Below are 14,127 nucleotides of genomic sequence, written 5' to 3'. Positions count from 1 at the left end.
GGAGGGATGAAATGTGGTAAAGAAAGATAAAGGAATGACTGGAAAGCAGAAAGCGGCACTCCTGCTCATATCGCTCGGCCCGGAAGTTTCGGCAGCTGTCTATAAGCATTTGACCGAAGAGGAGATTGAGCGCCTAACTCTTGAAATATCCGGTGTGAAGAAAGTTGACTCCTCTGTAAAGGAAGAAATTATTGAGGAGTTTCATAACATTGCACTTGCGCAAGATTATATTTCGCAAGGGGGAATCGGCTACGCAAAAACTGTTTTGGAAAAAGCGTTAGGAAAAGAGCACGCCCAGGCAATCATCAATCGATTGACATCTTCCTTACAGGTTAGGCCGTTCGACTTTGCAAGAAGGGCAGAGCCGAGTCAAATACTTAATTTCATCCAAAATGAGCATCCTCAAACAATCGCTCTGATCCTATCCTATTTGGAAGCGGAGCAGGCGGGAATGATCTTATCGTCACTACCACAAGAAATGCAGGCGGATATTGCTAGAAGGATAGCGACGATGGATTCAACTTCTCCTGAAGTCATCAGTGAAATTGAGGCAGTACTGGAAAGGAAGCTATCTTCTACAGTCACCCAAGATTTCACGGAGACAGGTGGAGTCGATGCGGTTGTCCAAGTGTTGAATGGAGTCGACAGAGCTACCGAAAAAACCATTTTGGACGCACTCGAAATTCAGGACCCAGAACTTGCAGAGGAAATCCGAAAAAGGATGTTTGTTTTCGAGGATATCGTCACTTTGGACAATCGTTCCATTCAGCGAATTGTGCGTGAGTGTGAAAATGAAGACCTCATTTTGTCGATGAAAGTGTCCAGTGAAGAAGTGAGAGAAATCCTCTTTAAAAACATGTCACAACGGATGGCTGAATCATTCCAGGAAGAAATGGAAGTCATGGGACCAGTGCGTTTGAGAGACGTCGAAGAGGCGCAAGCACGAATTGTTTCCATAATTCGTAGATTGGAAGATTCAGGCGAGATCATCATAGCCCGTGGTGGAGGGGATGACATCATTGTCTAACATTTTTCGTTCTTCCCGCACGATTTCTGAAGAAGGCAACGTAAAGGAAATCGCAATCAGAAACTTAAATATGCCGTCATTTGACGGGAAAGAGGAAGAGTTTTCAAAAGAGGTCCTTTTCGCGGAGCGCGATCGGATGCTGAAAGACGCGCGACGGCAGATCGAGGTTGAAAAGGCGGATGTTGAGCATTTACGGCAAATGGCACAAGAGGATATTAACGCCATGCATGCTGCATGGGAGCAGGAAAAGACGGAATTACAACAACGTGCTTATGAAGAAGGTTTCCAGGTCGGATACGAAGAAGGTCGAAATAAGGCAATATCCGATATGAGTGAATCTATTAAAATTGCCAATGAAGTCACTGCCCATTCAAAGGAAAATGCTGAGAAATACTTGGAATCACAGGAAAGAATCATTTTGGAAATTGCAATGAAGACCGCGGAACGGATTCTCGGAGAGACGCTTGAAGAGGATGAAGAAGTTTTCCTTTCAATCGTGAAGAGAGGATTAAAGGAAGCGAGAGAGATGAAAGAGATCAAATTATACGTATCCGTTTCACATTTTGAACTCGTTTCATCAAACCGTGCTGAACTGGCAGCTATTTTCCCTCCTGATATTCCGTTCCTCATCTTTGTAAATGATGATTTTGATAATAATGATTGCATTATCGAGACGAACCAAGGCCGGATAGTTGTCAGTGTGGATGAACAATTGAATGAGCTTAAAGAACAGCTCGTTGAAATGTTGGAAAGTGGTGACTGACGATGAAAAAAGCGAAACAACTGCTGGAAATCATTCCTAAAATGAATTCCTTTCCGAAATTCGGACGTGTCGTCCGGGTAGTCGGACTCATGATTGAATCACAAGGGCCCGAAAGCTCTGTCGGAGATGTGTGCCATATTCACCTAAATAATGGCGGCAAAGAGGATGCTGTCATTTTGGCGGAAGTCGTCGGATTTAGAGAAGAAATCGTCATTTTAATGCCTTATTCGAATATCACTGATATTTCAAGTGGATGTCTTGTTGAATGTACAGGGAAGCCGCTTGAAGTGAAGGTCGGAATGAATCTTATCGGAAAAGTGCTTGATTCGATGGGGAATCCTATCGACGAGAGTCCACTTCCGAAAGGCTTATCTACAGTAAGGACAGAACAAAATCCTCCTAATGTAATGACGAGAAAGCCGATCAGTGAAAAACTGGCAGTAGGTGTCAAAGCAATCGATGGGATGTTGACGGTCGGAAATGGTCAAAGGGTAGGAATTTTCGCAGGTTCTGGTGTCGGTAAAAGTACTTTGCTTGGAATGATTGCAAGAAATACGACGGCTGATTTGAACGTCATTGGTTTAATTGGAGAACGTGGTCGTGAGGTCCGCGAATTTATTGAGCGGGATTTAGGACCGGAAGGGTTAAGCAAGACGATTGTTGTTGCCGCAACATCAGACCAGCCAGCGCTTATGAGGATAAAAGGTGCATTTACAGCTACGGCTATCGCAGAATATTTTCGCGATAAAGGGATGAATGTCATGCTTATGATGGATTCCGTCACCCGTGTAGCGATGGCGCAAAGGGAAATAGGACTAGCTGTCGGAGAACCTCCAGCAACGAGGGGATACACACCGTCCGTGTTCTCGATTTTACCGAAGTTACTAGAGCGGACAGGGACGAATGATGTCGGCGCAATTACAGCGTTCTACACAGTCCTCGTTGACGGCGATGATATGAATGAACCGATCGCTGATGCGGTGCGAGGCATACTTGACGGCCATATCGTACTGGATCGTACTCTCGCGAACAAAGGGCAATACCCCGCGATTAATGTTTTGAAAAGCGTAAGCCGACTAATGAATCATATCGCCAGCCCAGAACATATTAAAGCTGCCGAAAAGCTTCGTGAACTGTATTACACATATGACAAGTCGGAAGACCTTATCAATATCGGCGCGTATAAGCGGGGCACTTCGAGGGAAATTGATGAAGCGATCGAATACGAACCGCATATTACGAACTATTTGAAGCAGAGCTATAAAGAGAATGTGAGAATGGAAGAATCAATCGAAGAATTGATATCACTTGCTCCAGGAGGTGGCACATCATGAAGCCTTATGAATACCGTTTTGAAAAAGTGCTCACATACCGGGAACAGGAAAAAACAGAAACTGAAGTTGAATTCAAGAAAGCAGTCGACTCCTTCGAAACGGTCGCAACAGAACTATATGATCTGTTGAAACGGAAAGAAGATGTCATTGCCGATCATCAAGAGAAAATGAAAAACGGCTTTTCCATTAACGAAATCCATAACTATGCCCGATTTATAGACAGTCTCGATAAAAGGATTGAAGTGTTGCAGCAATCAGTCATTAAAGCGCGTTCCAAAATGAATTGGTTCGAAGAGAAGTTGCTCGAAAAGACAATTGAAGTGAAGAAGTTCGAAAAAATGAAGGAAAAAGATAAAGAACATTATCGTACTGAAATGGAACAGGCAGAAGCTAGCTTGTTGGATGAATTATCAACATTAAAGTTCCATAGAAGAGAAACAGGGTGGTAACTTGGCGAGGAATTCAAAACTGAACACTGATGAGAAAATCGTTGAAAAGAAGAAAAGTACCCGCCTCTTCCAAGAAGTGCTGCTTTGGACGCTCATTCCGCTGCTCTTCACGACAATGGTGTTATTGATCATCGCATATGTCGCTGATGTGAATGTTTTTGACAAAGCGAAAGAGTGGACGAAGTCTCTACCATTCAATAATGAGAAGCAAGTCTATGACGAAAATGTCGATGATTTGGTCATAGAAGAACGCGTCGTCGAATTGCAAGCGGAAATCCAGGAGAAGGAAGCGCAATTATTTAAACTCCAAGAAGACTTAGCTAAATCGGATGATGAGAAACAGGCTCTTCTCGACGAGCAAAAAAGCTTATTAGCTCAAATTGAAGTATTAAAAATGGAAAAAGACGATTATAAGCGGGACATGAAGGAAATCATTTCTACCTTCGAAAAGATGTCTGCAAAATCCGCAGCGCCTGTCATTACAAAAATGAGCGACGCAGAAGCAATTGAAATACTTTCAAGCCTAAAACCTGAAGTTCTCGCACCGATATTAGAAAAGATGTCACCAGAAGACGCCGCAAAATATACGAGTCTCATGACAAAATAAGTAGAGGCAAAGGTGGCTATCTGTGAGGGGAGGTGAAAGAAAGAGTGAACATTGGAGCATTGCAGTCGATGATCGGTATGAATCAACTTGCAGTAAACAATGTAAACAATGTGCAAAAGGGCGATCCTGCAACGACAAAGTTTGGCGCAATAATTGCCAGCATTTCAACGAACGCTGCAGAAACGGAGCCTGCTAGTACTGGAGAAATTCCAATCGAATTAATTCCAAATCTTTTCAATGCGACAACAGTTGAAGAGTTGGAGATTGCTATTCAAGCAATTCCGGAAAGTGAAAATATCGAGTTGCCTACTAGTGTTGAAGCAATGGAGATCACCGGAAGCGTGGAAGATCTCGCGAAAATGTTGTCAATCAATCCAGAGGAATTGCTCGAAAAGTTAAAACACATGATGGAGCAAGCTGGATTGACAAAGACCGAAACAGATGAATTGGCCGTAGCTACTGATATATGGACTGTATTGAGCATGATTGATGGCGTGGGCAGCCGTTTTTTTAATGACCTAAATGGAGCTCTCCAAAAGCCGGCTACAAGAAATGAAGCTATCGAACTGTTGGTATTTTTAAAGACAGTAGATTTGATTGCACCCAAAAAAGATATGGTTGTATCTTTGGAACAGAAAGTCGACAGTTTCCACCATATGCTAACCGGAGCTGCTGGACAATTTGAACAGCGGATTGTAGCGATGACGAAGCAGGAGCAATTGCCGTTCATCCAACAAAAAACGGACTTCAGAATCGTTCTTGAAACGAACTCGTCAAATTCAACGAATGCTGAAGGTAATGGTTATAAACAACCTGATACTCCATCTCATACGACTGTTGCACATGGAATTACCACATCAGTCAAAGTCGAAGTGCCGATACAACAGACGGAATCGAATCAAATGAATCGAAGCGAATCATTCATGAAAGAAATGCAGGCATTAATGAAACGATCCAATTTCGGGCAAGTTGGCGGAACAAACCGGATGCTTATTAAGCTATATCCTGAACATCTTGGTCAAGTCCGTATCGAACTGCTTGAAACGAACGGGATCATGACAGCGAGAATACTAGCCTCAACCGCATTTGCAAAAGGATTGCTCGACAGTCAGTTGCACCAACTAAAACACGCATTTAACCAACAAAATTTGCAAATTGACCGCATTGACATTGCGCAAACGATCCAAGAATCGACTAGAAATGAACGTGAACAATCGTTCAATGAGCAATTCAAGCGCGAGCAGCAAACGAGCAATAAGAGACAGAACAATAAGTCTGATGAAGATCAATCATTTGAAGAATATATGATTGAACTGGAGGTGTAGAGAATGGTAGAAGGACAAAAACCGATTACTGAATCAATGTACCTTATTAATAAACAACGGGATCAACGGAAAACAGGTCCAGATACGATGGGCAAGGACGCTTTCATGAAAATCCTCATTGCACAACTGCAAAACCAGGATCCGACGAACCCGATGAAAGACAACGAATTCATCGCGCAGATGGCTCAGTTTTCATCTTTGGAACAAACGATGAACTTGGCGAGCGCATTTGAAAAGTTTGCAGAAGCACAAAACCAATCCCAACTAATCCAATACAACCAATTCGTCGGAAAGAACGTCCGCTGGCACGAACTGACCGATAAAAAAGACGAAGCTGGCAAGCCGATTGTAAATGAAGGAACAGGAGTTATCCAATCCGCGAAATTCGTAGATGGGTCTGTTGTCTTTACAATGGCAGATGGAAAGGAACTGACACCAGGCAATATTTCAGAAGTGCTAGCAGGCTCAGGAAATACGAATAGTCTAGTAGAAGCCAGTTTGTTGATAGGCAAAACAGTTGGATATATGGATGGAGAAGTGGAAAAGTCCGGAACGGTCGTATCAGTTTCCAATAAAGAAGGAAAGCTTCAATATATTTTGGAAGACGGCAGCCGTTTGGACGGGGATTCATTTACGTCCATCAGTCAATAAAAGAAGAGGAGCGAGTGTATGGAAAAGTTGAACATCCACCACGTTCCATCGCAGCCGCTTATCCGCCATGGACAACCGTTGAAAGCACCGCAACAGCCAAAACAATCGTTTCTTGAACAGCTGAACAAAGCAATACAGCCGCAAGAATTGAAAATAAGCAAACACGCAAACGACAGGCTGAAAGAGCGGAACATTCATATTACAGAAACTGAATGGGCACACATCACAGACAAGGTGAATGAAGCAAAAGTGAAGGGAATCAAAGAATCACTTGTACTGATGGATCAAGCAGCACTAATCATCAGCGCAAAAAATTCCACCGTCATTACAGCGATGGATCGCAAGGAAGCGAAAGATCAATTATTTACAAACATCGACGGCACAATCGTACTCAGCTAACTCCGGCAGGACCTCAGAAAGAGGATGCCGACGTACTGCCGACTGACAGAGGCAGTTACAAATTTTATACAGCGAAAAACCGTCGCTGTATAAAATATTGGCCTCCGGCGGATGTCACAGATTTTTAATTGAATTTATCGAGCAAGCTCGATAAAAATCTGGACGCAATTCCGCCGAGGCATTATTGATTAACTATCCGAGAGGGGAAAAATAAATGTTACGATCAATGTACTCAGGAATCTCAGGACTAAAAAACTTCCAAACGAAATTGGACGTTATTGGTAATAATATTGCGAATGTGAATACGTATGGGTTTAAAAAAGGACGTACGATTTTTAAAGATCTCGTTTCTCAAACTACAGCAGGCGCTTCCGCACCAAGTGATAATCGTGGGGGAGTAAACGCAAGACAAATTGGGCTCGGTTCACAAATTGCTGCAATAGATACACTACACAGTCAAGGTTCGAGTCAGTTTACAGGAAATACTCTAGACTTAGCCATTACTGGGGATGGTTTTTTCCAAGTGATAGACGGCGGAGAAGTTTCTTATACGAGAGCTGGAAACTTCTATATGGATAAAAATGGAGATTTAGTTGATGGTGACGGTAGATATTTACAAGGAGCAGATGGAAAAATTACCATACCAATTACTGCGTCCTCTATGTCAATTGGTCAAGATGGCACAGTGTATTTTGTGGATTTACCTGAAGGAGCTGAAGCTGCAATAGCAGCTGCGGAGGTCATATTTAGACCAATTGAAAAGACATTTAAAGAAGCGGAAGAAGCTTTAAATAAAGCTAAGGACGAAGTTAAGTCTGCTAATGCTGATATTAAAGCAGCAGAAAAAGCCTTAGCTAAAGCAGAAGCTGATTTGGAAAGAGCAAACAATCTTCCCGCTGGAGCAGCAGGAAAACAAGAAGCGATAAATGCGGCTACTGCAGCTAAAACGGCAGCTGAGTCTGCAAAAACAACAGCTGAGGCTGCCAAGACAACAGCTGAGGCTGCTGAAACAGCTGCTACAGGACCGTATAATACAGCAAAAGGAGCATATGATCCAGCCAAAACAACTTTTGATAAAGTCATGTCGGATAATAAAGCAATCCTTCAAGAAGCTGGGAAAATTGAAATGACTAAATTCTCGAATCCTGGTGGACTTGAAAAGGTAGGCGGAAACCTGTACCGTGCATCTGCAAACTCTGGTGATGTAGAAACTGGTTTTGCACTCGATCAAGGTTTCGGTGCAATCGAATCCGGCTTCCTCGAAATGTCAAATGTCGACTTGTCCGAGGAATTCACCGAAATGATCGTAGCACAACGTGGTTTCCAAGCAAACACACGTATTATCACAACATCAGATGAAATTCTTCAAGAACTTGTCAATTTGAAGCGATAAGGATAGAAGTCTTTCACTATATAATTAAACTAACAATAGGATTGAAGCGTAGCGTTGCGAGCAGAATTTGAAGGATGCCTTAATTTCTGCAAAAAACGCAGAAATTAAGGCAAATCGAACTCTTCGTGGTTCGATTGGCTCAACGCTCGCCCCCCGGAAAGCGTCCACCTGTAGCGAAAGCCGTGACGAAGAACGGCTTTTGCGACCAAAAGCGAAGCGTTGGGAGCACTGGCCCTACCGAAAATTCGCTTAGAAAATAATTTTATGCGTTTCTGAACGTATTTATGCTTCACTACAAGCATTTATGAGCTTTTCAAAAGATTTATGCGTGTCTATTGCGTGTTATGCGTAATTCAACGAATTTATGCGTCATTAAACAACTTTATGCGTTTTTAGCAAAGGAGGGTCGGGCCGGCCCTGTGCCCGGCCCCTTACATATGATCAAAGTTACACGCCTTAACGGCAAAGCGTTCATGTTGAACGCACTATACATAGAAACAGTCGAATCGTTTCCCGATACGACCATCACATTGACGACTGGCACCAAATACATCGTCCTGGACCCGATCGACGAAGTCAATCGCCGCATTACTGAATTTTATCAGTCGGTCCAATTATTATCGAATCCGCATATCCGGGGTGAAGAAGATGAAAAATAAAGCATTAACAATCGCACTAATTATAGTAGTTACCTTGACACTCGTCGGGATAATCGGCTTAATCCTCACCTTGCAATTAAAAGGGGATTCGGTAGAAAAAGAACCAACAATCGATGAAATCCTTGAAGCGTCTGTGGACGTGCCGGAAATCATGACAAACTTATCTGGCAAACAATTTATCCGAATTTCATTGAAAATCCAAACAACAGATAAAAAAGCCGCAGCTGAACTAACGAAGCGGGATTTTCAAGTTCAAAACATCGTCATCCAAGAGCTTTCTGAAATGACTTCCAAAGACTTTGAAGGAAAAGCAGGGAAGCAGGCATTTGAGGATTCCATCAAATCGCAACTGAATCCTCTCATGCAAGAGGGTGAAATCGAAAAAGTGTACATCGTTTCTTACATTATTCAATAAGAAAATGATGGACATATACTATGCCGGGAGGTGGCCTTATGCCGGGAGATATTTTATCCCAAAATGAAATTGATGCCTTGTTATCGGCATTATCGACAGGTGAAATGTCGGCGGAAGAGATGAAGAAGGAAGAAGAGACCCGGAAGGTCAAAGTATATGATTTCAAGCGTGCCCTCCGCTTCTCAAAAGATCAAATCCGTAGTTTGACACGAATCCATGAAAACTTTGCCAGATTATTGACGACTTATTTTTCCGCACAATTGCGGACGTATATTCAACTAAATGTCGCTTCGGTCGATCAGATCCCATTTGAGGAATTCATTAGATCCATTCCAAATATGACATTACTTAATATTTTCGAAGTTCCGCCACTTGAAGGGAATATCATCATGGAAGTCAACCCGAATGTAGCCTATTCCATGCTTGACCGATTGATGGGCGGCGTTGGGGAAGGCCCTGGAAAAGTGGATAATATGACCGAAATTGAAACGAAGATATTGACCAACCTTTTCGAACGGTCCTTCGACAATTTACGTGAAGCTTGGGCAGGCATCATAGAAATGGATCCGTTCCTTTCCGAAATGGAAGTGAATCCACAGTTCCTTCAAATGATTTCACCGAATGAAACCGTTGTTGTCATTTCGTTCAATATTGTCATCGGAGAGTCGAGCGGTATGATTAATATATGTATTCCGCACGTCGTCCTCGAACCAATCGTTCCGAATTTATCGGTCCGCTATTGGATGCAGTCGAATAAGAAAGAACCGACGACTGAACAAAGTATCATTTTGGAAAAACGATTGAAACAAGCAACTTTGCCTATTGCTACTGAATTAGGGAAAGGTTCTATGTCGGTTGAGGACTTCTTGTATCTTCAAGTCGGAGATGTCATTTCTCTTGACCGGAAAATCGATGATCCTTTACTTGTTAAAGTGGGAGACATACCAAAATTCACTGCACAACCTGGTCATCTTCGAAGTAGGATGGCTGTACAAATAATCGATATATTGAACGGAGGGGATGAAGATGATGAGTGATAATGTACTTTCTCAAGAAGAAATCGAAGCGTTGCTGCGTGGAGAACCAATCCGTGCGGAAGAAACGGCAACATCGTCCTCTGAACATCAGGATTTTGATAACCAATTAAGTGAAATGGAGAAAGATGCATTAGGAGAAGTTGGAAATATATCCTTCGGCAGCTCCGCGACAGCACTCTCCTCATTGCTTGGACAAAAAGTTGAAATTACCACTCCCGCAATTTCTGTAGTAGATCGGAGTATGTTAGAGACGGAATTCATCCACCCTTATGTGGCTGTCCAAGTGGAATATACGGAAGGGTTAAACGGTACGAATCTGCTCGTCATTAAACAAAGTGACGCTGCAATCATCGCTGATCTCATGCTTGGCGGAGACGGAATGGCGCCAAATGAAGAACTGAATGAAATACATTTGAGTGCTGTACAGGAAGCGATGAACCAAATGATGGGTTCGGCTGCTACGTCGATGTCTACCGTCTTCAATAAGAAAGTCGATATTTCCCCTCCATCGATCGACTTGATGAATATGCAAAAAGCGGAAGGCACTGAAAAAATTCCAAAAGATGAAATGATGATCAAAGTCTCTTTCGAGTTGAAAGTAGGGGAATTGATCGATTCAAATATTATGCAGCTGTTTCCGCTCCAATTCGGTAAAAATCTTGTAGCATCGCTCATGGGAATGGGTGCGGAGGAAGAGGCCGCAGTAACGATTGAGGCACCGTCGAGACCTGCTCCAACAATCGAGCAGCAACCGAAGAGACAAGAATTTCCTCAAGAGGATTATTCCGCATTTCCGGGGCAAAGTGCAGCGCAAACGAGCGAACAGCCTTACTATGAACAACCTTATTACGAGCAGCCTGCCCAGCAACAGATGCCCCAAAGGCAGCAGCAACCACCTGTCCACGTACAGCAAGCTCGTTTTGCAAGCTTTGATGCACCATCGCTCAATCAAGGTGAAACAAATAACTTGAATATGTTATTGGATATCCCATTGCAAGTTACTGTAGAACTTGGGAGGACAAAGCGATCAGTTAAAGAAATCCTTGAAATGTCTAGTGGTTCCATCATAGAATTGGATAAGCTGGCAGGAGAACCAGTTGATATTTTAGTGAATAACCGCCATATCGCTAAGGGGGAAGTCGTCGTTATCGATGAGAACTTCGGAGTGCGAATAACGGATATTCTAAGTCAAACAGAACGATTAAATAATTTACGATAGAACTTCGGGAGGTTATGAGAATGGGTAAACGTATTTTAATAGTGGATGATGCGGCTTTCATGCGTATGATGATCAAAGATATTTTGACAAAGAACAATTTTGAAGTGGTCGGTGAGGCTGCAGACGGTGCACAAGCCGTTGAAAAGTATTTGGAATTGAAGCCCGATCTAGTAACGATGGATATTACAATGCCTGAAATGGACGGTATTGCAGCATTGAAAGCCATTAAAGAAAAGGACCCATCAGCGACTATCATTATGTGTTCGGCAATGGGGCAGCAAGCGATGGTAATTGATGCAATTCAAGCCGGAGCAAAAGATTTCATCGTCAAGCCGTTCCAAGCTGACCGTGTTGTTGAAGCGATTCAAAAAGCAATAGGTTAAACAATGAATTTATCATTAAATCTTAGACGATTATTACCACTGCTTCTAGTACTCTTCTTTGCTATATTGCCAGAGGTTGTACATGCTGAAACGGATGAGAATAAGTCGGTATCTGATTGGATGGAACAAGACAAAAATGATGACCAAGAGGTAAAGAAAGTAAATGAGGAAGATTCCCCAGCTGCCGACCGCTCGCAAGACGGGGCAGCTGTCGGCTTGTCAGGGTGGGATTACTTCAAGACGTTTTTCGCATTGCTATTTGTTATCGGTCTTCTATTCGCTCTTTTGAAGTTTATTAACCGGAAAAACCGAATGTTTGACCAGCATCGATTAATGAAAAATGTCGGCGGTCTTTCATTAGGACAACAGAAATCCATTCAATTAGTAGTCATCGGGGATTCCTATTACCTTATTGGCGTAGGTGACGAAGTTAGACTTTTGAAAGAGATTACCGATCCGGAAGAGATACGCGCGTTGGAAAGTTATTTTGATGAAGACGAGCTTCAATCTCCGCCAGGCTTCGTAAACAAATTGCTGGCGGCGCTTCCGATAAATAAGGGTAATTCATCGGTTGAAAGCGATCAACCCGCTGATTTCAAAAAAATGTTCACTTCCCGACTTGATGAATTGAAAGCGGAGAGGAAAAAACATTTGAACCGATTGGCAGAAAAGGAGAGCAGAAAAGATGAATGATTTCGTCCAGTTTTTTTCGGACAGTGACCCGTCTAATGTATCGACATCCATCAAAATGCTTCTTCTGCTCACAGTTCTTTCGCTTGCACCGGCAATTCTCATTTTAATGACTTCATTTGCACGGATTGTCATTGTATTATCGTTTGTCAGGACAGCACTGGCGACTCAGCAAATGCCGCCAAACCAAGTAATTGTCGGACTCGCTTTGTTTTTGACATTCTTTATCATGGCTCCGACTTTTCAAGAGGTGAATGAAACAGCTTTAACTCCGTTATTTGCTGAAGAGATTACACTTGAAGAAGCATATGAAAATGCAAGCATGCCGTTCAAGGAGTTCATGAGTAAACATACAAGGCAGAAGGATTTGGAGTTGTTTTTACGATACAATCAGGCGGAGCGTCCCGAAACATTGGAAGATATCCCATTGACGATGTTAGTGCCGGCATTCGCATTAAGTGAAATAAAGACCGCATTCCAAATGGGCTTCATGATCTTCATACCGTTTCTTGTTATTGATATGATCGTTGCAAGTGTCCTTATGTCCATGGGGATGATGATGTTGCCGCCGGTTATGATTTCATTGCCATTTAAGATTTTGTTATTTGTCCTTGTCGATGGATGGTATCTTATCGTCAAGTCTTTATTACAAAGTTTTTAGCGCTGCTCACAATCACTTCCATTTTGGCAAATCGGCATTTTACAGTTTAGGAGTGGTAATGAATGACAGGCGAATTAATTATAGCGATAGCTGAGCGGGCGGTGTGGGTAATTCTTTTTACTTCCGGGCCTCTGTTAATTGTCGCTTTGGTTTCCGGTTTGATCGTCAGTATATTCCAAGCGACGACCCAGATTCAGGAACAGACATTGGCATTTGTGCCAAAAATCATTGCCGTCCTAGTAGCTCTCGTCTTCTTTGGACCTTGGATGTTGGCAAGGGTCACAGCATATGCGACTGATATTTTCGATAATCTAGTCCGGTATATCGGGTGATGGAATGGAAGAACTGATTCCTTCTTTAGCCGCATACTTGCTCATTTTAACAAGAGTGACTGCATTCATCGTAACGGTCCCTTTGTTTTCCTATCGGGCGATTCCGACGACGCAAAGAATCATCTTTGCAGCATTATTATCTTGGATGATGGTGTATACGATTGACGCCCCCAGTCTCGAAATCGATGGTACATACATACTGCTTGTTATCAAGGAGGCAACGACTGGGCTTTTCATTGGTGTTATCGCCTTTATCGTCATGTCCGCAATCCAAATTGCAGGCGGCTTTATCGATTTCCAAATGGGCTTTGCTATCGCCAACGTTATCGACCCTCAAACCGGCGCGCAATCGCCGTTGCTCGGTCAATTTTTCAATGTACTCGCCATGCTGCTATTGCTGACATTGAATGGTCATCATATGCTCCTTGATGGTATTTTTTATAGTTATCGATTTGTGCCGATTGATATGCTATGGCCGGCTTTCGGTGATGAACGGCTAATTGAATTTGTCATAAGAACATTCGCGACGACGTTTGCCATTGCTTTTCAAATGTCGGTGCCAATCGTAGCGACACTTTTTCTTGTCGACTTGGCGTTAGGAATTACAGCAAGGACAGTTCCTCAACTGAATATTTTCGTAGTCGGCTTTCCTATTAAAATTGGTGTCAGTTTTCTTGTTCTTGTGACGATGTTCACGGTAATGATAGCGATGATGCGAAAATTATTTGAAGTGATGATGTCGGCAATGAGGGATTTGATGATTATCTTAGGAGGTGGCTGATG

The 14,127-nt window shown here is 42.8% G+C and carries 18 protein-coding genes; all 18 read left to right on the top strand.

Features of this window, described 5'->3' with window-relative positions; translation table 11 throughout:
• The first annotated feature begins 13 nt into the window (after positions 1-13).
• The 18 genes from fliG to fliR all read left to right on the top strand — a co-directional run bounded on the left by fliG (position 14) and on the right by fliR (position 14,125).
• The gene (gene fliG, locus AC0L13_RS11175) at positions 14-1,027 is read left to right on the top strand and encodes a flagellar motor switch protein FliG (RefSeq protein WP_473639586.1); all 1,014 of its coding nucleotides are present in this window, start codon (positions 14-16) and stop codon (positions 1,025-1,027) included.
• Entirely contained in the window at positions 1,011-1,790 is a 780-nt protein-coding gene (fliH, locus tag AC0L13_RS11170; protein ID WP_473639584.1) for a flagellar assembly protein FliH, read from the top strand. Before fliG ends, fliH begins: the two co-directional genes overlap by 17 nt.
• Positions 1,791-1,792: 2 nt before the next feature.
• The gene (gene fliI / locus AC0L13_RS11165) at positions 1,793-3,124 is read left to right on the top strand and encodes a flagellar protein export ATPase FliI (protein ID WP_473639582.1); all 1,332 of its coding nucleotides are present in this window, start codon (positions 1,793-1,795) and stop codon (positions 3,122-3,124) included.
• Complete coding sequence (gene fliJ, locus AC0L13_RS11160) at positions 3,121-3,573, top strand: flagellar export protein FliJ (RefSeq protein WP_473639580.1); 453 nt, start codon at positions 3,121-3,123, stop codon at positions 3,571-3,573. The genes fliI and fliJ overlap by 4 nt, the downstream gene beginning before the upstream one ends.
• A gap of 1 nt (position 3,574) precedes the next feature.
• Positions 3,575-4,180, top strand: a complete 606-nt coding sequence (locus AC0L13_RS11155; RefSeq protein WP_473639578.1) for a MotE family protein — start codon at positions 3,575-3,577, stop codon at positions 4,178-4,180.
• 44 nt (positions 4,181-4,224) lie between these two features.
• A complete protein-coding gene (locus AC0L13_RS11150; RefSeq protein ID WP_473639576.1) occupies positions 4,225-5,505 on the top strand; it encodes a flagellar hook-length control protein FliK in 1,281 nt (426 codons plus the stop codon).
• A gap of 3 nt (positions 5,506-5,508) precedes the next feature.
• The gene (gene flgD / locus AC0L13_RS11145; RefSeq protein WP_473639574.1) at positions 5,509-6,156 is read left to right on the top strand and encodes a flagellar hook assembly protein FlgD; all 648 of its coding nucleotides are present in this window, start codon (positions 5,509-5,511) and stop codon (positions 6,154-6,156) included.
• 18 nt (positions 6,157-6,174) lie between these two features.
• Entirely contained in the window at positions 6,175-6,555 is a 381-nt protein-coding gene (locus AC0L13_RS11140) for a TIGR02530 family flagellar biosynthesis protein (RefSeq protein WP_473639573.1), read from the top strand.
• Between the two features lie 214 nt (positions 6,556-6,769).
• Entirely contained in the window at positions 6,770-7,948 is a 1,179-nt protein-coding gene (locus AC0L13_RS11135; protein WP_473639571.1) for a flagellar hook-basal body complex protein, read from the top strand.
• Between the two features lie 437 nt (positions 7,949-8,385).
• A complete protein-coding gene (locus AC0L13_RS11130; RefSeq protein WP_440499656.1) occupies positions 8,386-8,607 on the top strand; it encodes a flagellar FlbD family protein in 222 nt (73 codons plus the stop codon).
• Entirely contained in the window at positions 8,597-9,022 is a 426-nt protein-coding gene (fliL, locus tag AC0L13_RS11125) for a flagellar basal body-associated protein FliL (RefSeq protein ID WP_473639569.1), read from the top strand. The genes AC0L13_RS11130 and fliL overlap by 11 nt, the downstream gene beginning before the upstream one ends.
• Positions 9,023-9,060: 38 nt before the next feature.
• Entirely contained in the window at positions 9,061-10,059 is a 999-nt protein-coding gene (fliM, locus tag AC0L13_RS11120) for a flagellar motor switch protein FliM (protein ID WP_473639567.1), read from the top strand.
• Entirely contained in the window at positions 10,052-11,278 is a 1,227-nt protein-coding gene (gene fliY / locus AC0L13_RS11115) for a flagellar motor switch phosphatase FliY (protein WP_473639565.1), read from the top strand. Before fliM ends, fliY begins: the two co-directional genes overlap by 8 nt.
• A gap of 20 nt (positions 11,279-11,298) precedes the next feature.
• Positions 11,299-11,661, top strand: a complete 363-nt coding sequence (locus tag AC0L13_RS11110; protein WP_473639563.1) for a response regulator — start codon at positions 11,299-11,301, stop codon at positions 11,659-11,661.
• A gap of 3 nt (positions 11,662-11,664) precedes the next feature.
• On the top strand, positions 11,665-12,354 hold the full coding sequence (locus AC0L13_RS11105) for a flagellar biosynthetic protein FliO (RefSeq protein WP_473639561.1): 690 nt from the start codon (positions 11,665-11,667) through the stop codon (positions 12,352-12,354).
• Positions 12,347-13,012, top strand: a complete 666-nt coding sequence (fliP, locus tag AC0L13_RS11100) for a flagellar type III secretion system pore protein FliP (RefSeq protein ID WP_473639558.1) — start codon at positions 12,347-12,349, stop codon at positions 13,010-13,012. Before AC0L13_RS11105 ends, fliP begins: the two co-directional genes overlap by 8 nt.
• A 62-nt stretch (positions 13,013-13,074) precedes the next feature.
• Positions 13,075-13,344 (top strand): flagellar biosynthesis protein FliQ, encoded by a 270-nt coding sequence (gene fliQ, locus AC0L13_RS11095; RefSeq protein WP_473639556.1) that lies wholly within the window; start codon positions 13,075-13,077, stop codon positions 13,342-13,344.
• A gap of 4 nt (positions 13,345-13,348) precedes the next feature.
• Entirely contained in the window at positions 13,349-14,125 is a 777-nt protein-coding gene (gene fliR / locus AC0L13_RS11090; protein WP_473639554.1) for a flagellar biosynthetic protein FliR, read from the top strand.
• Positions 14,126-14,127: the final 2 nt, after the last annotated feature.

This window comes from Sporosarcina sp. QA0331 (genome assembly GCF_055808055.1).
Note: the sequence above shows the minus strand (reverse complement) of the source record. Positions and strands in the feature narration are given on the sequence as shown.